This is a genomic window from Rathayibacter sp. VKM Ac-2804 (assembly GCF_009866655.1).
Lineage (GTDB): Bacteria > Actinomycetota > Actinomycetes > Actinomycetales > Microbacteriaceae > Rathayibacter.
Window position 1 is genome coordinate 2,658,746 of sequence record NZ_CP047420.1, and the last position, 24,423, is coordinate 2,683,168.

Genomic DNA, 24,423 nt, shown 5'->3' on the forward strand with positions numbered 1-24,423 from the left:
GTGCACAGGTGGCATCTCGAAGACGGTCAGCGCAGGTAGCGGAGGAGGAGGGTGTCGCCGGCGGCCAGCACGTGAGCCAGGCGCATGTCGCGCGGCGTCGCAGCGCCGCGGGCGATGCGTCCGGCGTCACCCGACTCGAGCGACGGGCTGATCGTCAGGCACAGCTCGTCGACGGCGTCCGCCGCCAGCAGCGTGCCGAGGAGGCCCGGACCGCCCTCGCAGTGGATCCGGCCGAGCCCGCGCTCGACGAGCCGCGCGCGCATCAGGCCCGCATCCAGCGCGTCCTCGCCGCAGACCAGCATGTCGGCCACGTCGGCCAGCTCGGCGCGCCGCCGCTCCGGCGAGGCGGCCGTCGTCACGACGATCGGCCGCACCGGCGCCTCGGTGAAGATCCGCGACGCGGGATCGAGGTCGAGCGACCCCGACACGATCGCGAACAGCGGGTGCGGAGGCAGCCCCGCCGCCGTCCGCGCCGCCACGGCCTCGTCGCCGAGCACCATCGGCCCGTAGCCCTCGGTCCGCACCGTCCCGGCCGCGACCAGCACCACGTCGGCCAGGCGCCGCAGCAGGTCGAAGACCCGCAGGTCCGCCTCGCCGCCCAGCGCCCCCGACACGCCCTCGCGCGTCACCGCGCCGTCGATGCTCGAGACGAAGTTCACCCGCAGCCAGCGGTCACCCGCGCCCTCCGCATAGGCCGCGAGCAGCTGCCCGTCGTCCAGGTCCGCAGCCGGCGCGGGCCGGAGCCGATCGATCCGCGCGCTCACGCGCCGGCCGCCGTCTCGTCGGCCGCGACGTTGTGTCGCAGATACGCCGGAGCGCGCCAGCCGAGCACCGCCTCCGTCAGCCGCACCGCGTCCACCGCCTGCCGCACGTCGTGCATCCGGACGATCCGCGCCCCGTTCAGGATGCAGATCACCGCCGCCGCCAGCGAGCCCTCGAGCCGCTCGCCCTGCGGCCGGTCCAGGGTCTCGCCGATGAAGTCCTTGTTCGAGACCGCCGCGAGCACGGGGAGCCCGAGCACCGCGAGCTCCCCCAGCCGTCGGGTCAGCTCGAGCGTGTGCAGCGTGTTCTTGTTGAGATCGTGGCCGGGATCGGCGATCAGCCGGTCGTCGGGGATCCCCGCCGCCCGCGCCCGGTCGACCCGGACGCGCAGGTGCTCGATCACCTCCGCCACGACGTCGTCGTACTGCGGCGCCGCCGGCTCGCTCCGCGGCGCGCCGAGGCTGTGCGTGACGACGAGCTGCGCGGAGGAGCCCGCCAGCACCGCGAGCATCCCGGGATCGTGCAGCCCGCTGGTGTCGTTGACGACGGAGGCGCCCTCGGCGATGCTCGCCCGGGCCACCTCGGCGCGGGTCGTGTCGACGGAGATCACCACGTCGCTGCGCTCGTGGATGCCCGCGACCACCGGCACCACCCGGTCCAGCTCCTCCTGGAGCGAGACGGCGGGCCCGCGGCCGAACGGCACCCCGCCGATGTCGACCCAGTCGGCGCCCTGCTCGGCGGCCCGCACGGCCGCCTCGACGGCACGGTCGAGCGCGAAGGTGGAGCCCTTGTCGTAGAAGGAGTCCGGCGTGCGGTTCACGACCGCCATCACCGCGACCTCCCGCTCGAAGTCGAACCCGCGTCCGCCGATCGTGCGCCTCATCGTCCGCCGTCCCTCCGCCTCGCCGCACCGAGCGAGCGTCGGCGCCGCTCACCCTAGACGAGCCGGATCGGCGGGGCCTGCGGCGGCAGGAGGGGAGTCGCTGCCGTGTCCTCCAGCAGCACCTGGAAGAGCAGGTGGTCCTGCCACTCCCCCGCGATCCGCAGGTAGCGGCGGGCCGTGCCGATGCGCTCGAAGCCGTTGCGCTCGAGCACCGTCTGCGAGCCGACGTTGTGCAGCAGCGTGCCCGCCTGCACCCGGTGCAGCCGCAGCTCGTCGCGGGCGAGGCCGAGCGTCGCGCCGACCGCCCGGGTCATCACCCCGCGGCCCTCGAGCTCGCCGTCGACCCAGTAGCCGAGGTCCGCGCTGTCGAAGGCGCCGTGCACCACGTTCGAGAGCGTCACCCGCCCGACGAGCTCGTCGCCGCGCTCGAGCACCAGCGGGAGGAGCGCTCCGGACCGGTGCCCGTGCAGGGCGTCGGCGATCGCGTCGGTCTGCCCGCCGGCCTCGAAGAACCGGGCCGAGCGCGTCGGCTCCCACGGCGCGAGCCGGAGCCGGTTGCGGCGGTACGCGCTCGCGAGTGCGGGGCCGTCCTCGCGGGCGATCAGGCGGAGGACGGTGCCGTGGCCGACGGCGATCGAGGCTGACACCCTGCGAGGCTAGACCGCGCAGCCGGGGACGTCGAGCCGGCCGTCAACGCACGACACCCCCGGCCGGGGCCGGGGGTGTCGTCGTGGTGGGCGATACTGGGATCGAACCAGTGACCTCTTCCGTGTCAGGGAAGCGCGCTACCGCTGCGCCAATCGCCCGCTGCTCCGCGAAGGAGCGCCTCGTTCGGTGAACGATCGAGGTGGATACGGGATTCGAACCCGTGTATACGGCTTTGCAGGCCGCTGCCTCGCCTCTCGGCCAATCCACCGTGTACGGGATTCGGTGTCGGCGGCCCCTCGGAGAGTGATCTCTCGGGGCCGACCAGGTGAAACACCGGCCCGGGGGCCGGTCTTCGAGCGGATGACGAGATTCGAACTCGCGACCCTCACCTTGGCAAGGTGATGCGCTACCACTGCGCCACATCCGCATGATGTGTTGGTCTTGCTGTACTGCCGTGTTGCTACTGCCGTGTTGCTCTTGCCTGTCTCCCCCGCGCTTTCGCTGCCCGGCTCGACCTAGAAGACTGTATCCGAACGCCGCGCGAACTTCCAAATCGAGGGCGCCCCGTTTCGCGCGCCGAGACGCCGGACCCGCGTCTTTCCGCGCGAAACCGGCCCGCAATCCGCTGTTCACCCGGGCGTGGCGCGCCGTTCGCGGTGCATCGGAGCACCGCGGATCCGCTACGATCGTTTCTCGGGTCGTCCACGAGACGGCCGTCAGGGCGATTGGCGCAGTTGGTAGCGCGCTTCCTTCACACGGAAGAGGTCATCGGTTCGAGTCCGGTATCGCCCACCACCTCCCTCCCCTCCACCTTCCGCATCTCCACCCGCGCATCTCCACCCCGCGGAGGCACTCTCGTGATGGGTCGCTCCCACGCCGTCTCCGGTGCGCTCGCCTGGTCCGTCGTCACGACCGTGCCGGCCCTCGCCGCGCCGCTCGGACTCGCCGGCCTCCCGCTCGACCTCCGGCTGGTGGGCGTCGGCGTCGCCGCCGGCTGGGCGCTCGTCCCCGACGCCGACCACGCCCGGGCGACGATCTCGCGCTCGGCCCCCGGCGCGTCCCTCCTCACCGCGACCGCCGGCCGCATCAGCGGCGGCCACCGGCACGGGATGCACTCGCTCCTGGCCGTCGCCGTCGTCTGGTACCTGGTCCCGCTGCTGGTCGCCCTGCGCTTCCCGGTGCCGCTCGTCGGCCCCGTCTCGCTGGCCGCCGTGCTCACCCTGCCGGCCCTCGCCTTCGCCGCGAAGGCGGTGAAGGCCGCGCCGTCCTGGCCGATCGCCTGGGCCGGCGCGCTCGTCGTGACCGTGCTCCTGGTCGCCCTCGCCGACGGCACCTGGGCCTGGCTGCAGGTCGCCGCGACGCTCGGCTACCTCGTGCACATCGCCGGCGACGCCCTCACCACCGAGGGGATCAACGGGCTCTGGCCGCTCCGGATCCGCTCGCCCCGCTGGGTGCGCCGCACCCCCGTGCTGCGCCGGCTCTGGACCTCGGGCGGCTACGCCGCGATCCCCGTCCTCGGCTCGGCCGGCTCCTGGCGCGAGACGATCCTCTACTGGTCGATGTCGGCCGCCACGATCGTGCTGACGGCCTGGCTCCTCGCCGAGGAGCTCCTCTGACCCCGGGCGGAAGCCCTCAGTACACCGCCCCCGGGTTCATGATCCCGAGCGGATCGAACACCGCCTTGATCCCGCGCTGCAGCGCCATCGAGTCCTCGCCGAGCTCCTCCGCGAGCCAGCGCCGCTTCAGCAGCCCCACGCCGTGCTCGCCGGTGAGGGTGCCGCCGAGCGCCAGCGCGGTGTGGAACAGCTCCCCCGCCGCCGCCCAGACCTCCTCGCCGACCGCGTCGGACCCTGCTGGCACGACGAAGTTCGGGTGCAGATTGCCGTCGCCCGCATGCGCCACGGTCGGGATGCTCAGCCCGGTGCGCTCCTCGATCCCGCGGATGGCGGCGAACATCGCGGGCAGCGCCGAGCGCGGCACGCAGACGTCCTCGATCAGCACCTCGCCCTCGGCCTCGAGCGCGGGATGGAAGGCCCGCCGCACCGCGAGCAGCGCCTCGCCCGCCACCGGGTCGTCCGTCGACTCGGCGTCCCCGCCGGCCCCGGTGACGATCGCGAGGATCCGGCGCGCCTCGTCCTCCGCCCCCCCGCCGTCGGTCTGCACGAGCAGGTAGGCGGCGCCGCGGTCGAGGGCCGCGCCGGTGTACCGGCCGATCGCGGCGAGCGCCGCCTCGTCCATCAGCTCCATCACGGCCGGCCGCAGCCGCGCCGCCGTGATCGCCGCCGAGGCGGCCGCCGCAGCCACGACACTCGGGAAGTACGCGCCGATCGTGACCACCCGGCCCGTGGGGATCGGCCGGAGCTTCACCGTCGCCTCGACGATCACCCCGAGTGTCCCCTCCGAGCCGGTCAGCAGCGCGGTGAGGTCGTAGCCGGCGACGCCCTTGACGCTGCGCCGCCCGGTCCGCACGAGGCGCCCGTCGGCCAGCACGACGGCGAGCCCGAGCACCGCCTCGCGGGTGACCCCGTACTTCGCGCAGAGCAGACCGCCCGCGTTGGTGGCGATGTTGCCGCCGATGCTCGAGATCGCCTTGCTCGCCGGGTCGGGCGAGAAGATGAGCCCGTCGGCCGCGACCGCGTCGGACAGCGCCTGGTTGAGCACGCCCGGCTCGACGACCGCCAGCTCGTCCTCGAGCGAGATCTCGAGGATCCGGTCCATGGCCGCCGTCGAGAGCACGATCGCGCCGGCCCGGCCGACGGCGCCCGCGGCGAGCCCCGTCCCCGCGCCGCGCGGGACGACCGGCACCCGGTGCTCGGTGGCGAGCCGGAGCGTCGCCTGCACGTCGGCGACCGAGCGCGCGCGGACCAGCGCGAGCGCACGGCCGCCGGCGGTCCAGCCCGACTTGTCGGTGTGCGCGGCCTCGAAGTCCGGGCCCTCGGCCGTCACCGCTGCGCCGAGCTCCTCGCGCAGCCGTCGCAGAACGAGCGCCTCGCCGACGGGCGCAGTGCCGATCGCACTGCCGGTCGCAGCGCGGGTCTCGGTGCTGCTGGTCTCGATGCTGCTCATGGGGGTCACTCCGGGCGGATCGCGGGTCGGCCCCTCGATCCTTCCACGGCGACGCGGCAGGATGGCGGGATGAGCGGATCGCGGCGATGACCGGCCCCACCAGCGCGGGACTCCTCCTGCACCGGCTGCGGAACGGCGAGCGCGAGGTGTTCCTCGGCCGGATGGGCGGCCCGCTGTGGACCCGCCGGCCACGCGCCTGGTCGATCCCGAAGGGGCTGCACACGCCCGAGGAGGCACCGCTCGACGCCGCCCGGCGCGAGTTCGAGGAGGAGATCGGCGTCCCGGCCCCGGCGCTCGACTACGCCCTGCTCGGCTCGTACCGCCAGCGCTCCGGGAAGACCGTGACCGTCTTCGCCGCCGAGTGCCCCGACGAGATCGCGTTCGTCGCCAGCAACACCTTCGAGCTCGAGTGGCCGCGCGGCTCCGGAGTCGTCCGCGCCTACCCCGAGATCGAGAGGGCGGAGTGGCTCCCGATCGACCGGGCGCGCGAGGAGGTCACGGCCGGTCAGGTCGCCGCGCTCGACGACCTCGAGCGCTCCGTCTCGGCGGAGCAGCGGCCCGCTCAGTAGTCGAGCACGTCCAACGGCATCGCCAGGTCGTCGTCCGTCGCCATCGGCACCGGGCGGCTGAGCCGGCGGGCCCGGTCGAGCAGGTCCGCGACCAGCGCCTCGTCGACGACCTCGACCGCGTCCTCGGGCTCGTCCTCGACGAGCATCTGGCTCGACGGGCCGAGCAGCAGCCGGGCCGCGAGCACGTCCCCTCCGCGGCGGACGGGGATCTCGACGGTGGCGGCGGTCGCCGTCGAGGCGAGCATCCGGGCGTACTCGAGCACCGCCGCGGCGATGTCGTCCCCGGTGAGGACGCTCCCCTCGGCGTAGTGGATGCGTCGCACGGCGGACTCCTTCTGCAGAGGAGCGGCCGGCTGCAGGAGAGCCCGGCCGGCTCCCTCCCCAGGGTGGCATGCGCTCCCCGGCGCGGCGCCGTCCGGGTGGAGATCCGCCGGGGGCTTTACTTCCGAGGTCCGCTCTCGTCCCGCTCGCGCTCGTCCCGCTCGCGCTCGTCCGCCGCGGAGTAGACCCGCAGCCCCAGCGGCACGACCCGCACGCTCGCCTCGTGGAAGCCCGACGGCTCGCCGTCGAACACCTCGCTCTCGCCGTCGTGCGCCCACTCCGGGTCGACACCGGCCGGCCGCCGCGCACCGACCACGACCTCGGGCGTGCTGGTCGACTCGACCACCGGAGCCCGCCAGCCGGGCACGCGCCCGACGAGCGGAGTCGCCCCCCGCCCGAGCGCGAGCGACACCGCCCCGCGCGTCCGCGGCGTCCGGCCCGAGTGCAGGACGCGGATGTCGAGGTGCCCGTCGTCCAGGCGGCGCCGGGCGAGCGGAGTCGCGGTGCGCGGGTGCTCCCGGTTCACCCCGACGAAGTACGACCAGACCAGCTCGGTGCGCCCGTCGCGCCGCAGCTCGAACGGATCGGTCGAGCGCACCACCTCGAAGGCGGCCAGGACGGCGGCGAGCGGCTTGCCGATCACCTTCTCGCGCTTCTCCCGCGCGGCGACGAACTCCGGGTACAGCCCGATCGACACCGTGTTCAGCACCGTCACCGGCTCGGCGTCCCCGGCCGTCACCTCGGCCACGTCGACGTCGCGGCGCTCGCCGTGCGCCGCCGCCGCCAGCGCGTCCTCGATCGTGACCAGGCCCAGTGCCTTGGCGAAGTGGTTCATCGTCCCGCCGGGCAGCACCAGCAGCGTCATCCCCTCGGCCCGCGCGAGCCCGGCGCCGACCGCCATCGTGCCGTCGCCGCCGTAGACGCCCAGCACCTCGGGCGGAGCGTCGCCGGCGCGCGCCGCTCGCACGACCTCGCCCAGGTCCTCGCCGTCGGCGAGCCGGTGCACCCGCGCCGCCGGGAAGCGCTGCAGGATGAGCGGCTCCGGATCCGGCCGGTGGGAGTCGCGCCCGGCACTCGGGTTCAGCACCACCAGCAGCTGCGCCCCGTCGCCGAGCGGCCGCACGTCGACCGGCGGCCGGCTCGCCCGCTCCGAGACGGGGATGTGCCGCGGACGCGCCGGGACCAGCGCCTTCCCGAGGCCCGCGACGGCCGCCCCGAGCGTGGCTCCGCCGACCACGTCCGAGAGCCAGTGCACCCCGACGTGCAGGCGCGAGAAGGCGACGGCCGCGGCGAGCGGCGCGACGGCCAGCCCGACGCGCGGGTTCTCCAGCGCGACCCCGGCGGCGAAGGCGGCGGCGCTCGCCGCGTGGCCGGAGGGGAAGCTGGGCGAGGTGGGCACGCGAGCGAGCCGGCGCCCCACCGGCACGTCGACGACGAGCGGTCGCACCCCGCCGAAGAGCTGCTTGCCGACGAGGTTCGCCGCGGCGCTCGCGACGGCCAGCGAGGCCGCTCCGCGCGCCGCCTCCCGGGGCCGCCCGGCGATCAGCAGCAGCGCACCCAGCCCGAACCAGAGCACGCCGTGATCGGCGGCCCGGGAGAGCCCGACGAGCGCGCCGTCCACGAGCGGCACCGGGCGGCGAGCGTTCAGCGTCCGGGCGGCGCGGGCGTCGGCCCGGCGGATCACCCGCGGCACCCCGAGGACGCGCCGGAGCAGGACGGACGGGGGTCGGGTTCCGCGCAGAGGCATGCCCTCAGGGTAGGAGGCGCCTCCGGGCGCCCCCTGAGCCCGCGTCGCTAGACCTCGCCGAAGCCCGACTCGACCAGCTCCGCGAGCCGGCCCACGGCCTCCTCCGCCTCGGGCCCGGTCGCCGAGATCGCGACCTCGTCGCCGCGGTCCAGCCCCAGCGACATCACGCCGAGCAGACTCGTCGCGTCCTTGCCGTTCACGTCGATCCGCGCGTCGAAGCGGGTCGCGAGCGTGACGAAGTCGGCCGCCGGGCGGGCGTGCAGCCCGTTCGGGTTGACCAGCCGCACGGTCCGCCGGGTGCTCGGACTCCCGGCCGCCGCCGCGGTCGGCTGCTCGGCGAGGAGCGCGCCCCTCGCGGACTCGGCCGCCGCGAGCACGTCGGCCAGGGCGGCCCCGGTCCCGGCCGCGACCGCCGCCGCGATCGCGCCCTCCACGAGCGGAGCGTCCGCGATCCGCACCCGCTCCCGCGCCTCGTCGTCCAGGAACTCCACTGCGGTCTCGGCCGTCATGATCGCCGAGCCGAGGTCGCAGAGCACCACGGCGCCGTCCCCGGAGTCGGCCTCGGCCAGCGCCGCGGTGATCCGCTCAAAGCTCGTCCCGATGCCGCCGTCGTCCGTGCCGCCCGCGGCGATGAGGGCGACGTCCGGCGCCATCTGCGCCGCCAGCTCCGCCAGCCCCTCCGCCAGCCGCGCGCTGTGCGAGACGAGGACGAGCCCGACGCTCACGCCGCCGCCTCGGCCGCCGCGCGCAGCAGCAGGACGCTCGAGACGCTGCCCGGGTCGCGGTGCCCGACGGCCCGCTCGCCCAGATAGCTCGCCCGGCCCTTCCGCGCCACGAGCGGGTCGGTCGACTCCGCGCCGATCTGCGCCGCGTCCGCGGCTGCCGCGAGCACCGCCGACGGCGAGGCTCCGCCCTCAGCGGCACCCGCCGCCGCCTCGACCGCCGGGGTCCAGGCGTCGACCATCGTCTTGTCGCCGACCTCGGCCTTGCCGCGCAGCACGACGCCGTCGCGGGCCGCCGCCAGCAGAGCCGCGACCGCCGCACCGTCGAGCGACTCCTGCCCGGCGACCGCGCCGGACGCCTTGAGGAACGCGGTGCCGAAGAGCGGGCCGGAGGCGCCGCCCACCGTCGAGATCAGCGTGGTCGCCACCAGCTTGAGCACCTCGGCGGGCGTCGTCGGCTCGGGAGCCGCATCGAGCTTCGCCACCACGGCCTGGAAGCCGCGGTCCATGTTCTCGCCGTGGTCGCCGTCGCCGATCGCCCGGTCGAGCGTGATCAGCTCCACCCGGTGCTCCGAGACCGCCTGCGCCGCCCCGCGGACCCAGGCCACGGCCCATGCCGCGTCGAGCCCCTGCGCCCCCCGTCCGCCCTGCCCCGGTGCGTCCTGCACTGATCCGTCCTGCATCGGTCCGTCCTCTTCCCTGTGCCGCCTCTGCGGCGGTCGTGTCCTCGTGCCGTCGTCCTCGCGCGTCCCGTCCGGGCCGCACGCCCGCCCCGTGCTCGGGCGGGCTCAGCGCCCCCAGCGCAGCGCCGCGGTCTGCACCGGCGCGTCCCAGAGCTCGGTCAGCGCCGCGTCGAGCTTCAGCAGCGTGATCGAGACGCCCTGCATCTCGAGCGAGGTGACGTAGCTGCCGACCAGGCTCCGCTGCACGGTGACGCCCTTCTCGGCGAGCACCTCCGCCGCGCGGCGGTAGACCAGGTAGAGCTCAATCTGCGGGGTGCCGCCGAGTCCGTTGACGAAGAGCAGCACCTCGTCGCCGGAGGAGAGGGGCAGGTCCTCGAGGATCGGAGCGAGCAGGCGGTCGACGATCCGGTCGGCCGGCTCGAGCGGGATCCGCTCTCGGCCGGGCTCCCCGTGGATGCCGATGCCGATCTCGATCTCGTCCTCGGCCAGCTCGAAGCTCGGCTCCCCCGCGTGCGGCACCGTGCACGGCCGCAGCGCGACGCCCATCGAGCGGACGTTCGCGACGACCGTCTCGGCGATCGCCGCCACCTCGTCCAGCGAGTCGCCGCGCTCGGCGGCAGCGCCGGCGATCTTCTCCACCATCACGGTCCCGGCCACGCCGCGCCGTCCGGCCGTGTAGAGGGAGTCCTTCACCGCCACGTCGTCGTCGACGATCACCGAGCGGACCTCCACGCCCTCGGCGAGGGCCAGGTCGGCCGCGGTCTCGAAGTTCAGCACGTCGCCGGTGTAGTTCTTCACGATGTGCAGGACGCCCGCACCGCCGTCCACCGCCTGGGTCGCCGCCACGATCGGATCGGGGGTCGGCGAGGTGAAGACCGGCCCGGGCACCGCCGCATCCAGCATCCCGAACCCGACGAACCCCGCGTGCAGCGGCTCGTGCCCGCTGCCGCCGCCGCTGACGATGCCGACCTTCCCCTGCCGCGGCGCGTCGACGCGCACCACGAACAGCGGGTTCGGCTCGACCCGCACCAGGTCGGCGTGCGCGAGGCCGAATCCGGCCACGGACTCCGCGACGACGTTCTTCGGGTCGTTGATGAGCTTCTTCATCGAGGTCTCCTCCAGGGCGCGCCGCACCGTCGCGGACAGCGGCTCCACGTTACGCCCGAGCACCGTCCCGGCACAGACTCCGTTCCGGGCGCGGGCGCCGGTCTCCGAGCGGGCTCAGCTCGAGCGCTGCGTCTCGTCGACCCACTGGTCGAGCTTCGCCGTCGCGGCACCGGAGTCGACCGCGTCCGCGGCGCGCTCGAGCGCCGAGCGGAAGCGGTCCAGGATCGCCGTGCGGATCAGCCCGGGGTCGCGCGCCAGATCGAAGGCGATCAGGCCCGCCGCCGCGTTCAGCAGCACGATGTCGCGCACCGGCCCCTCCTCGCCGGCCAGGACCGAGCGGACGACCTGCGCGTTGTACGCGGCGTCGCGCCCGCGGAGCTGGTCGATGCTGGCGCGGCGGATGCCGAGGTCGCGCGGGTCGAGGTCGTGCTCGACGACCGAGCCGCGCGAGACCTCCCAGATGTGGCTGTGCCCGGTGGTCGACAGCTCGTCGAGTCCGTCGTCCCCGCGGAAGACCAGCGCGGTCGCGCCCCGGGTCTGGAACACCCCGACGAAGAGCGGCACCCGGTCGAGGTGCGCCACGCCGACGGCGGAGGCCTCGGGGCGCGCCGGGTTGCAGAGCGGCCCGAGGAAGTTGAAGACGGTGGGCACGCCGAGCTCGGCCCGCACCGGGCCGGCGTGGCGGAAACCGGGGTGGAACATCGCCGCGAAGACGAAGGCGATGTTCGTCCGGCGGAACACCTCGGCCACCCGCTCGGCCGGCAGCGTCAGATCGACGCCCAGCGCCGCGAGCACGTCGGAGGACCCCGACGACGAGGACGCCGCGCGGTTGCCGTGCTTGATCACCGGAGTGCCGGCCGCCGCCGCGATGATCGACGCGGTGGAGGAGATGTTGACCGTGCCGAAGCGGTCCCCGCCGGTCCCGACGATGTCGAGGGCCATCGGATCCACGTCCAGCGGCACCGCGTGCTCGAGGATCGCGTCGCGGAAGCCGACGATCTCGTCGACCGTCTCGCCCTTGGCGCGCAGCGCGATCAGGAGGCCGGCGAGCTGCGCCGGCGTCGCCTCGCCCTGCATCACCCGCTCCATGGCCCAGGTCGCCTCCGACACCGAGAGATCGGAGGAGTCGAGGAGGGAGCCGAGAATGCGCGGCCAGGACAGGGTTTCCGACATGGCTCTCAGATTATGCGACGACGAAGGCCCTACGGGAAGTGCGAGTTCCCCCCCTTGCGATCGTCCATAATGGTCTGTGTGACGAGCACCTCTCTCTCCCCCACGGCCACCGTGCCCGCAGTGAACCGACCCAACCCGGTCGCGGTCGGAACGATCGTCTGGCTGGGCAGCGAGGTCATGTTCTTCGCGGGCCTGTTCGCGATCTACTTCACCCTCCGCAGCACCTCCCCGGAGCTGTGGTCGGCCGAGACCAGCATCCTGAACGTCCCCTACGCGAGCGTTAACACGGTCATCCTGGTCGCCTCGTCGTTCACCTGCCAGTTCGGCGTCTTCGCCGCTGAGCGCCTGCAGCCCCGCTCCACCGGGCTGAGCCCGTTCAAGTGGGGCATGGTCGAGTGGTTCTTCCTCACCTACGCCCTCGGCGCGGTCTTCGTCTGCGGTCAGGTCCTCGAGTACGCGACCCTCGTCTCCGAGGGCGTCACGCTCTCGAGCAACGCCTACGGCTCGGCCTTCTACCTCACGACCGGCTTCCACGCCCTGCACGTGACCGGCGGCCTCATCGCCTTCCTCCTCGTCATCGGCCGCGCCTTCGCCGTCAAGAACTTCGGCCACAAGGAGGCGACCAGCGCGATCGTCGTGTCCTACTACTGGCACTTCGTCGACGTCGTCTGGGTCGGCCTGTTCGTCGTCATCTACTTCCTGAAGTGAGGCCAGCCGCCTCCATGCCCCACCACACTCCCGAACCCCGCAGGAAGGTTGCCTCGATGGCCTCCCCGAAGACGAAGAGCCGCGCCAAGAAGGGTCGCCGTCACCCGCTGGCCACGCTGGCCCTGATCGCGATCGGCCTCGGCCTCACCGGCGGCACCTACGCGGCCGTCGGCGTCGCGACCTCCGCCTCCGCCGAGACGTCGGCCACCAGCCAGCAGACGATCGACGAGGGCTCGAAGCTCTTCGCCGCCAACTGCGCCACCTGCCACGGCCTCGACGCCGCGGGCACCGACAACGCCCCGTCGCTGATCGGCGTCGGCGCCGCCTCCGTCGACTTCCAGGTCGGCACCGGCCGCATGCCGATGCAGATGCACGGTCCGCAGGCCCTCGAGAAGCCGGTGCAGTTCACCGACGACCAGGTCGCCGAGCTGGCGGCGTACGTCGCCTCGCTGGCGCCCGGCCCCGCCATCCCCACCGGCGAGGTCCTCGACGCCCAGGGCGACTCGGCCAACGGCGCCGAGCTCTTCCGGATCAACTGCGCCATGTGCCACAACGTCGCCGGCGCCGGCGGCGCCCTCACGGAGGGCAAGTTCGCTCCCCCGCTGGGCGGCGTGACCGAGGCGCACATCTACGAGGCGATGGTCACCGGCCCGCAGAACATGCCGGTCTTCAACGACCTCAACATCTCGCCGGAAGACAAGCGCGACATCATCTCCTACCTCAAGTACATCGAGGCCAACCCCTCCCCGGGCGGATTCGCCCTGGGCTCCCTCGGCCCCGTCGCCGAAGGCCTCTTCCTCTGGATCTTCGGACTCGGTTCCATCGTCGCCTTGACGGTGTGGATCACCGCACGATCCAACTAGCAGACACCGGCGCCCTGGCGGGCGCTCGACCCCCCACGACGCCGAGCGGCGTCGACACGGCGTGAAAAGGAGAACCATGGCAGAGCACGATGAGGGTGGCACCGACCTCGCCACCTCGTCGGCCACCGGGCACGGGAGTGCTCCGGCCGGCACCGCGGTCGTGACGCGGGACCGCGTCCAGGACCCGGGCCTCCCGCCGCACCGTCCCCGGATGACCGACGTCGACCCCAAGGTCGCGAAGCGGGCCGAGCGCACGGTCTACACGCTCTTCTACCTCTCCTTCGCGGGCTCGATCTTCGCGGTGGCCGCCTACATGGCGTTCCCGATCACGGAGAGCATCGAGTCGGTCCGGCTGAACACCCTGTTCATCGGTCTGGGCATGTCGCTCGCCCTCCTGGCCATCGGCATCGCCGCGGTCCACTGGGGCAAGCAGCTCATGTCCGACCACGAGGGCATCGACATCCGCCACCCCGTCCGCAGCGCGGAGGACACCCGCGCCCGCGCGCTCGAGATCTTCGACCAGTCGGACAAGGAGTCCGGCTTCGGCCGGCGCTCGCTGATCCGCAACAGCCTCATCGCCTCGCTGGTCGTCTTCCCCCTGCCCGCCGTGATCCTGTTCCGTGGCCTCGGACCGCAGGACCAGAACCCCGTCGCCCTCCTCAAGACCACGATGTGGCGCGAGGGCACGCGGCTCACCCTGGACCCCTCCGGAGCGCCGATCCTCGCGTCGGACGTGACGCTGGGCTCCGCGTTCCACGTCATCCCCGAGGGACTCGACGAGGTCGAGGGCAAGCTGGAGGAGAAGGCCAAGGCCGCCGTCCTCCTGATGCGCCTGAAGCCCGAGGACCTCACCGTCAGCGAGGGTCGCGAGACCTGGAACTACGACGGCATCGTCGCCTACTCCAAGATCTGCACGCACGTCGGCTGCCCCGTGGCGCTGTACGAGCAGCAGACCCACCACCTCCTGTGCCCGTGCCACCAGTCGCAGTTCGACATCAAGCGCGAGGCCGAGGTCATCTTCGGTCCTGCGAAGCGCCCGCTTCCGCAGCTCCCCATCACCATCGACGCCGACGGATACCTGGTCGCCCGCAGCGACTTCACGGAGCCGGTCGGACCATCCTTCTGGGAGCGATGACACACATGTCCACCACCACACCCTCCCGCCCCGCGGCCTCGCCCGCGGAGCCCGGCGACGGCGTCATCCTCGGCAGCGGCAAGCTGCAGAAGGGATACGTCGGCAAGGCCTCCAACTACATCGACGAGCGCACGAGCATCTCGGCTGTCGTCAAGGAGTTCGGCCGCAAGATCTTCCCGGACCACTGGTCGTTCCTCCTCGGCGAGGTCGCGCTCTACAGCTTCGTGATCATCCTGCTCTCGGGCACCTTCCTCACGTTCTTCTACCAGGCCTCGATGGTCGAGACGCACTACGAGGGCAGCTACCTGCCGCTCAAGGGCATCGAGATGTCCGCGGCGATGGCCTCGTCGCTCGACATCTCGTTCGACATCCGCGGCGGTCTGCTGATGCGCCAGATCCACCACTGGGCGGCTCTGCTGTTCGTGGCCTCGATCGGCCTGCACATGCTGCGCATCTTCTTCACCGGTGCGTTCCGCAAGCCGCGCGAGATCAACTGGGTCATCGGCTTCGTCCTCTTCATCCTCGCGATGGCCGAGGGCTTCACCGGCTACTCCCTCCCCGACGACCTGCTCTCGGGCAACGGTCTCCGCATCATCGACGGCATGGTCAAGGGCATCCCGATCGTCGGCACCTGGGTCTCGTTCCTCCTCTTCGGCGGCGAGTTCCCGGGCACCGACATCGTCGGCCGCCTCTACACCCTGCACATCCTGCTGCTGCCGGCGCTGGTGCTCGCCTTCATCGCCCTGCACCTCGTCTTCGTGGTCGTGCACAAGCACACCCAGTTCCCCGGTGCGGGCAAGACCGAGCAGAACGTCGTCGGCTACCCGGTGCTGCCGGTCTACGCCGCCAAGGCCGGTGGATTCTTCTTCATCGTCTTCGGCGTCGTCGTCCTCATCGCCTCGCTGTTCACGATCAACCCGATCTGGAACTACGGCCCGTACGACCCGTCGCCCGTCTCCGCCGGCACCCAGCCGGACTGGTACATCGGCTTCGCGGACGGCGCGCTGCGTCTGGTCCCGCCGGGACTCGAGTGGGCCATCCCGGGCCTCGGCACGATCTCGTTCAACATCCTCCTGCCGCTCTCGGTGGTCGGTCTGTTCATCGTCGTGGTGCTGCTCTACCCGTTCCTCGAGGCCTGGATCACCGGTGACAAGCGCGAGCACCACCTGCTCGACCGCCCGCGCAACGCCGCGACCCGCACCGCGATCGGTGCCGCCGGAGTCACGTTCTACGCCGTCCTCTGGGCTGCGGCGTCCTCCGACATCATCGCGACGCACTTCCACCTCACGATGGAGGGCGTGATCCACGCCCTGCAGTTCCTCCTCTTCGCAGGCCCGGTCATCGCGTACTTCGTCACGAAGCGCATCTGCCTCGCCCTGCAGAAGAAGGACCGCGAGATCGCTCTGCACGGCTTCGAGTCCGGCCGCATCGTCCGCCTCCCCGGCGGCGAGTTCATCGAGGTGCACCAGCAGATCGACGCCTACGAGCGCTGGAAGCTGGTCGGCCAGGAGGAGTACGAGCCCCTCATGATCCGTCCGGACTCCCGCGGCCGCATCACCGCCCCGCAGCGCGTCCGCGCCGGCCTCTCCCGCTGGTTCTTCGAGGACCGGATCACCCCCGTCACCCAGAAGGAGCTCGAGAGCTCGCACAGCGAGCACTGACCCGCTCCCCCGAAGGGCCCGGACGCACAGCGTCCGGGCCCTTCGTCGTCCCCGCCGCCGCCCGACCAGCCCGTGCAGGGCACGGAGCCCCACTGACGAGGGCGCCCGCCGGCAGCGGAGCCGTGCTGATCGAACGACGCCAGCGCGCGCGATCGTGCTGCTCGGATGACGCCAGCCCGAGGGACCATGCTGATCAAGTCACGCGAACGCGCACATTCATGCTGATCGAGCAGCCCGCGAAGCGGGCGTATCGAGATCCACCACTCTCCGGACAGGAGCCTGCAGACCCGCCCTGCTGAGGACGCCTGGTCTCGATACGCCCCTGCGGGGCTGCTCGACCAGCAGGGAGTGGCTCGGCTCCTCCCCCACTCACCATGGGGAGGCGACGCGGGACCGTCGCTCGGCGGCTCGGACGGCGTCCGCCTGGCGGGACCCGTGCAGATCGACTAGCGCCCTCAGGGCGCGTGTCGAGATCCACCCACGTCAGAAGACGCCGTGCGCAAACCTGCACTGCCGAGTGGCCCGAGTTCCGATACGCCCCTGCGGAGCGACTCGACCGCCATGTCAGCGTGCCTCTGTCGAACGCCCTTGTCGGTGTGGTGTCGATGATGCTGATCGAGTAGCCCGCGAAGCGGGCGTCTCGCGATCCACCACTCTCCGGACAGGACCCTGCAGACCCGCCCTGCTGAGGACGCCTGGTCTCGATACGCCCCTACGGGACTGCTCGACCAGCAGGAAGGGATCTCTGCCCTTCCGTGTTCCCCGGAACGGACGCACGCCGCCGGCTGACGCCCGTTACGGCTCCGCTCGCACCCCAGCGGCGGCGTGAGTGGACTCGGAGCGGCCTCAGGGGGGCTCATTAGAGCCCGTTTCGCGTCCGTTCGACGGCCCGACGCTCCGAGGAAGGCCGCAGACGCCCGCGCCCGCCCTGCGGGCTCCTTCGCCCCACGAGAAAGGGCCGGGTGCCGGAGGTGGAGACCTCCTGCACCCGGCCCTCACGGCCGTCCTGCTCGCCTAGCGGGCGAAGTAGCCGCGGTAGTACTCGTACACCCAGCCGGCGATCGCGACCAGGAAGAGGCCGACCGCGATGTAGGTGATCCAGAAGCCGACCGCGAGGCCGAGGAAGGCCAGCGCGGCGGAGCCGCCGAGGATCAGCGGCCACCAGCTCCACGGGCTGAAGAAGCCCAGCTCGGGGTCGCCGTCGTCGATGTCGGCGTCGAGGCGGTCCTCGGGCAGCTCGGCGCCCTGGGCCTTGTGCACCCGGCCGACGTAGAAGGCGATGAACCCGCCCAGCACCGACGAGAGCGCGATGCCCACGGTGCCGACCCACTCGATCTGACCGGTGTCGATCAGGGACCAGAGGATGTAGGTGACGTCCGCGAGGAGGAAGAACCCGGCGAGGAGCCAGAACAGATTGACGTTGGCGCGCATGGCCCTACTTCACCGTGCCTTCGGACTTGTCGTACGTGGGGGCGTCCGGAGCGTCCTTCGCCGGGCCGATGCCGACGGGGATGCCGGCCTCGGGGTGGTTGAGGTCGAAGGCCGGAGCCTCGCTGCGGATGCGCGGGATGGAGGTGAAGTTGTGCCGGGGCGGCGGGCAGGAGGTCGCCCACTCGAGCGACCGCGAGAAGCCCCACGGGTCGTTGACGGTGACCTTCGGCGCCTTGCGGGCCGTGATGTACACGTTCAGGAAGAACGGGATCAACGAGACGGCGAGGATCATCGCACCGACCGTCGACAGCTGGTTCATCCAGGTGAAGCCGTCCTCGGGCAGGTAGCTCGCGTAGCGGCGGGGCATGCCCACGACGCCGAGCCAGTGCTGGATGAGGAAGGTGGTGTGGAAGCCGATGAACAGCAGCCAGAAGTGCCACTTGCCCAGCGTCTCGTTCAGCATCTTGCCGGTCCACTTGGGCCACCAGAAGTAGAAGCCCGAGAACATCGCGAACACGACGGTGCCGAACACGACGTAGTGGAAGTGCGCGACGACGAAGTACGAGTCGGACACGTGGAAGTCGAGCGGCGGCGACGCGAGGATGACGCCGGTGAGTCCACCGAAGGTGAAGGTGATCAGGAAGCCGATCGCCCAGATCATCGGGGTCTCGAACGTCACGGATCCGCGCCACATGGTGCCGATCCAGTTGAAGATCTTCACGCCGGTCGGGACCGCGATGAGCATCGTCATCAGCGAGAAGAACGGCAGCAGCACCGAGCCGGTGACGTACATGTGGTGCGCCCACACCGTGACCGAGAGGGCCGCGATGGCGATGGTCGCGTAGATCAGCGTCTTGTAGCCGAAGATCGGCTTGCGGCTGAACACCGGGAAGACCTCGGAGACGATGCCGAAGAACGGCAGCGCGATGATGTACACCTCGGGGTGGCCGAAGAACCAGAAGAGGTGCTGCCAGAGCAGCACGCCGCCGTTGGCCGCGTCGTAGATGTGGGCATCGAACACGCGGTCGGCACCGAGGGCGAACATCGCCGCCGCGAGGACCGGGAAGGCCAGCAGCACGAGGATCGACGTCACCAGGATGTTCCAGGTGAAGATCGGCATGCGGAACATCGTCATGCCGGGGGCGCGCATCGTGATGATCGTCGTGATGAAGTTCACCGCGCCGAGGATCGTGCCGAAGCCCGAGAGTGCGAGGCCGAACACCCAGAGATTCCCGCCGAGCCCTGGCGAGAACGTGGTGCTCGAGAGTGGCGCGTAGGCGAACCAGCCGAACGACGCGGCGCCCTGCGGGGTGATGAAGCCGGCGACCGCGATCAGCGAGCCGAAGCTGTAGAGCCAGTAGGCGAACGCGTTGAGCCGCGGGAACGCGACGTCGGGGGCGCCGATCTGCAGCGGCATCAGGACGTTGGCGAAGCCCGCGAAGAGCGGCGTCGCGAACATCAGCAGCATGATCGTGCCGTGCATCGTGAAGAGCTGGTTGTACTGCTCGCGGGTCTCGACCACGGCGAGGCCGGGCTCGAAGAGCTGGGCGCGGATGACCAGGGCCATCACGCCCGCGATGCAGAAGTAGATGAACGAGGTGATCAGGTACATGTACCCGATGACCTTGTGGTCGGTGGACGTCATCCAGCGAACGAGGACGTTCGCCTTGCGCTCGACCGGCGGTGTGCCGAATGCGCGGGACGGGGCGGGTGCGGTGGCGGTGCTCATGCTCCCTCTACTCCTCGTTCTCGGTTCGGGCCGGCGCGCCGGTGCCGGGCAGGTTGCTGTTGCGGTCGTACTCGGCGCCGAGCTGGCCGGTCTGGCCCGCGTCGCGCAGCGACTGGATGTAGTCGTCGTACTCGCCCTGCGAGACGACCTTCACGTTGAAGAGCATCGCGGAGTGGTACTCGCCGCAGAGCTCGGCGCACTTGCCGGCGTAGGTCCCCTCCTTGAGCGGCGTGACGTACATGTAGTTCGTCTTGCCGGGGATCATGTCCTTCTTGTAGAGGAAGTCGACGACCCAGAAGGAGTGGATGACGTCGCGCGCGTCGAGCTGGATCTTGATCTTCTGGTTCACCGGCAGGTAGAGCGTCGGGACCTCGGACTCGACCAGCGAGCCGACGCCGTCGGCGCTGTCCTCGTACTGGCCCTGGATGCCTGCCGAGTAGACGTCCTCGTCGACGTAGTTGAAGTCCCACGCCCACTGCTTGCCGTACACCTGGATGGTCTCGTCCGGGTCGTCGTAGGCCTGCTCGATGGCGGCCTGGTCGCGCGCGGTGAAGGCGAAGAAGCCGATCACGAGGATCAGCGGCACGATCGTGTAGAAGATCTCGATCGGCATGTTGTAGCGCAGCTGCACCGGCAGGCCGGTCTGGCCCTTCCGGCGGCGGTAGACGACGACCGCCCAGATCGTCAGGCCCCAGGTGATGACACCCACGGCGAGGAGGACGATCCAGGAGGTGACCCAGAGTCCGATGACCCGGTCGACGTGGTTCGTCGTGCCGGGTTCGGTGGGGAGCCAGCCCTGCAGCTGCTCCTGCGTGCAGCCCGCGAGGACGAGGGCGAGAGCTCCTGCGACGGGTACTGCGACCCATCGGCGGAGACGGCGATTGAAGCGCACCGGTGACCTTTCGGAAGACTGGGGACCAGTTCACACGAAACTGTATTAGACCGGCCCTAGCCTACCCGCCGTCGTCGGCAGGGAGTGCACCGGCACCCGCTCTTGACCTCGCGCCGAAGTGGTGCTGCGACGACGAACGGCGCCCGACCGCCCGCCGGAGCGGGGTGTCGGGCGCCGTTCGAGCGGGCCGTGCGGCGTGTCGCCGCGGACGATCAGTGGAAGCTGTCGCCGCAGGCGCAGCTGCCGCCGGCGTTGGGGTTGTCGATGGTGAAGCCCTGCTTCTGGATGGTGTCCTCGAAGTCGATCGAGGCGCCGTCGAGGTAGGGGACGCTCATCTTGTCGACGACGAGGCCGACGCCCTCGAACTCGACCGCGGCGTCGCCGTCCAGCGTGCGCTCGTCGAAGTAGAGCTGGTAGATCAGGCCGGAGCAGCCGCCGGGCTGCACGGCGACGCGCAGGCGCAGGTCGTCGCGGCCCTCCTGCTCGAGGAGGCTCTTCACCTTGGCGGCGGCGACGGGGGTCATCGAGACGCCGTGCGCCGCGGTGGTCGTGCTGGCGGTCAGTGTCGTGTCGGACATGTCACTCCTCGGTGGGATGGGCGATAACGCGCAGGACGGGATCGGTCGGCGTGCGTCCGACGATTCTACGGTGGCAACCCGGATGCGGGCCGGGCTATTCCGAATCGCTCAGGCGCGGTGCCCGGCCGCGCGCAGCAGGAACAGCGCCTCCGTCTGCGCCGCGCGCTTGAAGACCCCCAGGTGCAGCGACTCGTTCGGGCTGTGGGCGCGCGAGTCGGGGTCCTCGACACCGGTGACCAGGATCTGCGCCGTCGGGAACTCGCGGACGAGATCGGCGATGAAGGGGATGCTGCCGCCGACACCGGTCTCCAGCGGCGCGCGGCCCCACGCGTCCGCCATCGCCTGCTCGACCAGGCCGACGGCCCAGCCCGAGGTGTCGACGAGGAAGGGCTCCCCCGTGTCGACGTCGGCGATCTCGAGGTGGGCGCCGAACGGGGCGTGTGCCCGCAGGTGCCGCTCGAGCGCGGCGAAGCCCTCGGGCGCCTCCTGCCCGGGCGCGATCCGCGCGCTGATCTTGACCCGCACGGAGGCGCTCAGGGTGTTGGAGGCGTCCACGACGCTCGGCGCATCGATGCCGGTGACGGTGATCGACGGCTTCGACCAGATGCGGGAGAGGAACGGCCCGGAGCCGATCGGCGAGACGCCGTCGAGGAGGCCCGCGTCGCGGCGCAGGTCGTCCTCGGTGGTCTCGGGGACCGCCCCGTCGTGCTCCGTGAGCCCCGCGACGGCGACCGAGCCGTCCTCGTTCCAGAGCGTGTCGAGCAGGCGGATCGTCGCGAGCATCGCGTCGGGGACCGCGCCGCCGAGCATGCCCGAGTGCGACGCGTGGTCGAGGGTGCGCACGGTGAGGGTCAGGGTGACGTTGCCGCGCAGCCCGACGGTGAGCGACGGGGTGTCGACGTCCCAGTTGTCGCTGTCGGCGACGACGATCACGTCGGCCCGCAGCGCGTCGTGGTGCTCGCGGAGGAAGGTGGGGAACGAGCGGGAGCCGAACTCCTCCTCGCCCTCGATGAAGAGCACGAGGCCGAGGTCGTGGTCGTCGCCCGCCACGCGGCGCAGGGCGCGCACGGCCGCGAGGTGCGAGACCACGCCGGCCTTGTCGTCGGCGGCACCGCGGCCGTACAGGCGGTCGCCGCGCACGGTCGGCTCGAACGGCGGCGTCTCCCACACCTCCTCGGCGCCCTGCGGCTGCACGTCGTGGTGGGCGTAGAGCAGCACGGTGGGCGCTCCGTTGCGGGCGGCCCGCGTCGCGAGGACGGCGGGCTGGCCGAGCCGGTCCGAGTCTCCGATCGTGGAGCTGCGGATCGAGACGTCGTCGAAGACGCCGGTCTCGCGGGCGAGCTCGGCGATCGCCTCGGCGCTGGCGGCGACGCGGGTGGCGTCGAAGCCGTCCCAGGAGACGGAGGGGATCCGGACGAGGCGCCCCAGCTCGGCGAGCGAGCGGGGCAGGTCGTCGAGCACGGCGGCGAGGACCGCCTCCTCGTCGGCGGGCAGGGTGGAGGACGGAGTCGGAGCGTCGTGAGCCATGGAGGTAATCTTAAGAGACCCTCGATTCCAAGGACGTTCCCCTGTGGCCAAGCACCCGATCGCACCCGACACCCCCGACGACGCCGACGTGACGGCCGTCGGGAAGGGCCGACCGACCCCGACGCGCCGCGAGCAGGAGCTCGCCCGCAAGCGTCCGCTGGTCGTCACCGACCGCAAGCAGGCCGCGCGCGACGCCCGCGTGAAGACCGCGGAGCTGCGCGAGCAGGCCCGTGTGGGCATGGCCGCCGGCGACCAGCGCTACCTGCCGGTGCGCGACAAGGGCCCGCAGCGCAAGTACGTCCGCGACTACGTGGACGCGCGCTTCAGCTTCGGCGAGTTCCTCATCCCGGTGATGGTCGTCGTCCTGCTGATCAGCTTCTTCCCGCAGCCCGAGCTCGCCTCGCTCACGCTGATCGTGCTGTGGGCGTTCTTCCTGCTCGCCGTTCTCGACTGCGTCCTGCTCGGCCGTCGCCTGAAGAAGAAGCTCGCCGAGCGCTTCGGCGGCGCCGACAAGGTCGAGAAGGGCATCCCGTGGTACGCCGCGATGCGCGCCCTCCAGCTGCGCGTGATGCGCCTCCCGAAGCCGCAGGTCAAGCGCGGGGCGTTCCCGGCCTGACCTCGTCGTCCCGGGCCTGAGCCGATCGGCGCGGGCCGCGTCGGGCGCGGAACCGCACCCGCTACGGACCCGGCCGCTACGCCGAGCGCAGCCGCGCGAGGCCGCGGTTGATCTGCCGGCCCCAGAGGGGACCGCGGAAGACGAACGCCGAGTAGCCCTGCACCAGGGTGGCGCCGGCGTCGAGGCGCTCCTGCACGTCCTCGGCGGTGTCCACTCCCCCGACGGAGATCACGCAGAACTCCGCGGGCACGACGCCGCGGATGACCCGCAGCACCTCGAGCGCGCGCACGGCGAGCGGAGCGCCGGACAGGCCGCCGGCTCCCGCGCGCTCGACGACGGCCCGCTCGGTGCGCAGGCCCTCGCGGGAGAGCGTCGTGTTCGTCGCGATGACGCCCGCGAGGCCCAGGCGCACGGCGAGCTCCGCGACGCGGACCACCTCGTCGTCCGAGAGGTCCGGCGCGATCTTGACGAGCAGCGGAGTCGTGTCCGCCGCCTCCGCGACCGCGGCGAGCAGCGGCTCGAGCTTGTCGATCTCCTGCAGGCCGCGCAGGCCCGGGGTGTTCGGCGAGCTGACGTTGACGACGAGGTAGTCGGCGAGCGGCGCGAGCATCCGCGCGCTGATGAGGTAGTCCTCGACGGCGTCGTCGACGTCGACCACCCGGCTCTTGCCGATGTTGACGCCGATGACGGGGCGTCCGCGTGCGCCGCGGAGGCGGGCGAGACGCCCGGCCGCCGCGCGGGCGCCGCGGTTGTTGAAGCCCATCCGGTTGATCAGCGCGCGGTCGGCGATCAGCCGGAAGAGCCGCGGGCGGTCGTTGCCGGGCTGGGCGCGAGCGGTGAGCGTGCCGACCTCGACGTGGCCGAAGCCGAGCGCGCCGAGGCCGAGCACGGCGGTCGCGTCCTTGTCGAAGCCGGCGGCGACGCCGAACGGGGTGGCGAAGCGCAGGCCGAGCGCCTCGACCGAGAGGTCGGCGCGCGGCACGGTCAGCCGGCGGACCAGCGGGCCCACGGGCCCGAGCGCCTGGATGACCGGGAAGGCGAGGTGGTGGGCGCGCTCGGGATCGAGGCGCTTGAGCACGGTGGAGAACAGCAGCGGGTACACGGCGGCGCTCACAGCTCGTCGGCGGTGTGCAGGGCGGCGGGGCGCTCGGCGCGCAGCAGCGCGATCGCCGACTCGAAGTCGTCGAGCGAGTCGAACGCCTGGTAGACGCTCGCGAAGCGCAGGTAGGCGACCTCGTCCAGCTCGCGCAGCGGCAGGAGGATCGCGAGTCCGATGTCGTTCGCGTCGATCTGCGAGGCGCCGGTGGAGCGGAGGTTCTCCTCCACCCGCTGGGCGAGCACGGCGAGATCGGTGTCGGTGACCGGGCGGCCCTGGCAGGCCTTCCGGACACCGCTGACGATCTTCTCGCGGCTGAAGGGCTCGACCACTCCGCTGCGCTTGATCACGACGAGGCTCGCGGTCTCGGTGGTGGAGAAGCGGCGGCCGCAGGACGGGCACTGGCGGCGGCGGCGGATGGAGAGGCCGTCGTCGCTGGTGCGCGAGTCGATGACGCGGGAGTCGGGGTGACGGCAGAAGGGGCAGAACATCTCGGGTGCCTCTCG

Annotated in this window: 24 protein-coding genes and 4 tRNA genes; 8 read left to right on the forward strand and 20 right to left on the reverse strand. The window is 72.0% G+C overall.

Features of this window, described 5'->3' with window-relative positions; genetic code table 11:
• Nucleotides 1–26: 26 nt before the first annotated feature.
• From GTU73_RS12485 to GTU73_RS12510, 6 genes are all read right to left on the reverse strand, one after another.
• The gene (locus GTU73_RS12485; protein WP_160089938.1) at nt 27–764 is read right to left on the reverse strand and encodes a pyrimidine reductase family protein; all 738 of its coding nucleotides are present in this window, start codon (nt 762–764) and stop codon (nt 27–29) included.
• Nucleotides 761–1,645, reverse strand: coding sequence for a dihydropteroate synthase (gene folP, locus GTU73_RS12490; protein ID WP_160089940.1), 885 nt, complete (start codon nt 1,643–1,645; stop codon nt 761–763). Before folP ends, GTU73_RS12485 begins: the two co-directional genes overlap by 4 nt.
• Nucleotides 1,646–1,698: 53 nt before the next feature.
• Nucleotides 1,699–2,292, reverse strand: a complete 594-nt coding sequence (locus GTU73_RS12495; protein WP_160089942.1) for a GNAT family N-acetyltransferase — start codon at nt 2,290–2,292, stop codon at nt 1,699–1,701.
• An 84-nt stretch (nt 2,293–2,376) separates the two neighbouring features.
• Nucleotides 2,377–2,451 (reverse strand) — tRNA-Val (locus tag GTU73_RS12500).
• A 39-nt stretch (nt 2,452–2,490) separates the two neighbouring features.
• Nucleotides 2,491–2,561: transfer RNA gene (locus GTU73_RS12505), tRNA-Cys, on the reverse strand.
• A gap of 87 nt (nt 2,562–2,648) precedes the next feature.
• Nucleotides 2,649–2,720 (reverse strand) — tRNA-Gly (locus tag GTU73_RS12510).
• Nucleotides 2,721–3,012: 292 nt separating this feature from the next.
• Here GTU73_RS12510 and GTU73_RS12515 point away from each other — a divergent pair.
• Together GTU73_RS12515 and GTU73_RS12520 are read left to right on the forward strand one after the other, a co-directional pair.
• A tRNA-Val gene (locus GTU73_RS12515) sits at nt 3,013–3,088 on the forward strand.
• Nucleotides 3,089–3,153: 65 nt separating this feature from the next.
• Nucleotides 3,154–3,909 (forward strand): metal-dependent hydrolase, encoded by a 756-nt coding sequence (locus GTU73_RS12520; protein ID WP_160089944.1) that lies wholly within the window; start codon nt 3,154–3,156, stop codon nt 3,907–3,909.
• Nucleotides 3,910–3,925: 16 nt separating this feature from the next.
• Here GTU73_RS12520 and GTU73_RS12525 read toward each other — a convergent pair whose 3' ends face one another.
• Nucleotides 3,926–5,359, reverse strand: a complete 1,434-nt coding sequence (locus GTU73_RS12525) for an FAD-linked oxidase C-terminal domain-containing protein (protein ID WP_160089946.1) — start codon at nt 5,357–5,359, stop codon at nt 3,926–3,928.
• A gap of 86 nt (nt 5,360–5,445) precedes the next feature.
• Between GTU73_RS12525 and GTU73_RS12530 the strand changes: the two genes are divergently transcribed.
• Entirely contained in the window at nt 5,446–5,928 is a 483-nt protein-coding gene (locus GTU73_RS12530; protein ID WP_160089948.1) for an NUDIX domain-containing protein, read from the forward strand.
• Here GTU73_RS12530 and GTU73_RS12535 read toward each other — a convergent pair.
• The 6 genes from GTU73_RS12535 to trpD form a co-directional block, all read right to left on the reverse strand.
• The gene (locus GTU73_RS12535) at nt 5,922–6,251 is read right to left on the reverse strand and encodes a hypothetical protein (protein WP_160089950.1); all 330 of its coding nucleotides are present in this window, start codon (nt 6,249–6,251) and stop codon (nt 5,922–5,924) included. The genes GTU73_RS12530 and GTU73_RS12535 overlap by 7 nt on opposite strands.
• 116 nt (nt 6,252–6,367) lie before the next feature.
• Nucleotides 6,368–7,996, reverse strand: a complete 1,629-nt coding sequence (locus GTU73_RS12540) for a bifunctional phosphatase PAP2/diacylglycerol kinase family protein (protein WP_160089952.1) — start codon at nt 7,994–7,996, stop codon at nt 6,368–6,370.
• Between the two features lie 47 nt (nt 7,997–8,043).
• Nucleotides 8,044–8,721, reverse strand: a complete 678-nt coding sequence (gene dhaM, locus GTU73_RS12545; protein ID WP_160089954.1) for a dihydroxyacetone kinase phosphoryl donor subunit DhaM — start codon at nt 8,719–8,721, stop codon at nt 8,044–8,046.
• Entirely contained in the window at nt 8,718–9,401 is a 684-nt protein-coding gene (gene dhaL / locus GTU73_RS12550; protein WP_160089956.1) for a dihydroxyacetone kinase subunit DhaL, read from the reverse strand. The genes dhaM and dhaL overlap by 4 nt, the downstream gene beginning before the upstream one ends.
• Nucleotides 9,402–9,506: 105 nt before the next feature.
• Nucleotides 9,507–10,508, reverse strand: a complete 1,002-nt coding sequence (gene dhaK, locus GTU73_RS12555; protein WP_160089958.1) for a dihydroxyacetone kinase subunit DhaK — start codon at nt 10,506–10,508, stop codon at nt 9,507–9,509.
• Between the two features lie 114 nt (nt 10,509–10,622).
• Complete coding sequence (trpD, locus tag GTU73_RS12560) at nt 10,623–11,681, reverse strand: anthranilate phosphoribosyltransferase (RefSeq protein ID WP_160089959.1); 1,059 nt, start codon at nt 11,679–11,681, stop codon at nt 10,623–10,625.
• Nucleotides 11,682–11,750: 69 nt separating this feature from the next.
• On the opposite strand from trpD, the gene GTU73_RS12565 reads away from it, so the two are divergent.
• From GTU73_RS12565 to GTU73_RS12580, 4 genes are all read left to right on the forward strand, one after another.
• Entirely contained in the window at nt 11,751–12,389 is a 639-nt protein-coding gene (locus tag GTU73_RS12565; RefSeq protein ID WP_123446158.1) for a heme-copper oxidase subunit III, read from the forward strand.
• A 56-nt stretch (nt 12,390–12,445) separates the two neighbouring features.
• Nucleotides 12,446–13,252, forward strand: coding sequence for a c-type cytochrome (locus GTU73_RS12570; RefSeq protein ID WP_123446157.1), 807 nt, complete (start codon nt 12,446–12,448; stop codon nt 13,250–13,252).
• A 76-nt stretch (nt 13,253–13,328) separates the two neighbouring features.
• Nucleotides 13,329–14,387 carry a Rieske 2Fe-2S domain-containing protein gene (locus tag GTU73_RS12575; RefSeq protein ID WP_160089961.1) on the forward strand — a complete coding sequence of 353 codons (1,059 nt, stop codon included), beginning with the start codon at nt 13,329–13,331 and terminating at the stop codon, nt 14,385–14,387.
• Nucleotides 14,388–14,392: 5 nt separating this feature from the next.
• A complete protein-coding gene (locus GTU73_RS12580) occupies nt 14,393–16,048 on the forward strand; it encodes a cytochrome bc complex cytochrome b subunit (RefSeq protein ID WP_160089963.1) in 1,656 nt (551 codons plus the stop codon).
• 1,014 nt (nt 16,049–17,062) lie between these two features.
• On the opposite strand, the gene GTU73_RS12585 is transcribed toward GTU73_RS12580, so the two are convergent.
• From GTU73_RS12585 to GTU73_RS12605, 5 genes are all read right to left on the reverse strand, one after another.
• Nucleotides 17,063–17,479, reverse strand: a complete 417-nt coding sequence (locus GTU73_RS12585; protein ID WP_160089965.1) for a cytochrome c oxidase subunit 4 — start codon at nt 17,477–17,479, stop codon at nt 17,063–17,065.
• A 4-nt stretch (nt 17,480–17,483) separates the two neighbouring features.
• Nucleotides 17,484–19,208 carry a cytochrome c oxidase subunit I gene (ctaD, locus tag GTU73_RS12590; protein WP_160089967.1) on the reverse strand — a complete coding sequence of 575 codons (1,725 nt, stop codon included), beginning with the start codon at nt 19,206–19,208 and terminating at the stop codon, nt 17,484–17,486.
• 7 nt (nt 19,209–19,215) lie between these two features.
• A complete protein-coding gene (coxB, locus tag GTU73_RS12595; RefSeq protein WP_160089969.1) occupies nt 19,216–20,100 on the reverse strand; it encodes a cytochrome c oxidase subunit II in 885 nt (294 codons plus the stop codon).
• A 212-nt stretch (nt 20,101–20,312) separates the two neighbouring features.
• Nucleotides 20,313–20,678: an iron-sulfur cluster insertion protein ErpA gene (gene erpA, locus GTU73_RS12600; protein ID WP_123446151.1), complete on the reverse strand. Its 366-nt coding sequence runs from the start codon at nt 20,676–20,678 to the stop codon at nt 20,313–20,315.
• A 108-nt stretch (nt 20,679–20,786) separates the two neighbouring features.
• The gene (locus GTU73_RS12605) at nt 20,787–22,205 is read right to left on the reverse strand and encodes a dipeptidase (protein WP_160089971.1); all 1,419 of its coding nucleotides are present in this window, start codon (nt 22,203–22,205) and stop codon (nt 20,787–20,789) included.
• A gap of 43 nt (nt 22,206–22,248) precedes the next feature.
• Here GTU73_RS12605 and GTU73_RS12610 point away from each other — a divergent pair, with 43 nt between their 5' ends.
• Nucleotides 22,249–22,821: a DUF3043 domain-containing protein gene (locus GTU73_RS12610; protein WP_244231626.1), complete on the forward strand. Its 573-nt coding sequence runs from the start codon at nt 22,249–22,251 to the stop codon at nt 22,819–22,821.
• Between the two features lie 76 nt (nt 22,822–22,897).
• On the opposite strand, the gene GTU73_RS12615 is transcribed toward GTU73_RS12610, so the two are convergent.
• Nucleotides 22,898–23,923 (reverse strand): quinone-dependent dihydroorotate dehydrogenase, encoded by a 1,026-nt coding sequence (locus GTU73_RS12615; RefSeq protein WP_160091361.1) that lies wholly within the window; start codon nt 23,921–23,923, stop codon nt 22,898–22,900.
• 8 nt (nt 23,924–23,931) lie between these two features.
• Nucleotides 23,932–24,408 carry a transcriptional regulator NrdR gene (gene nrdR / locus GTU73_RS12620; protein WP_160089975.1) on the reverse strand — a complete coding sequence of 159 codons (477 nt, stop codon included), beginning with the start codon at nt 24,406–24,408 and terminating at the stop codon, nt 23,932–23,934.
• Between the last annotated feature and the right edge of the window lie 15 nt (nt 24,409–24,423).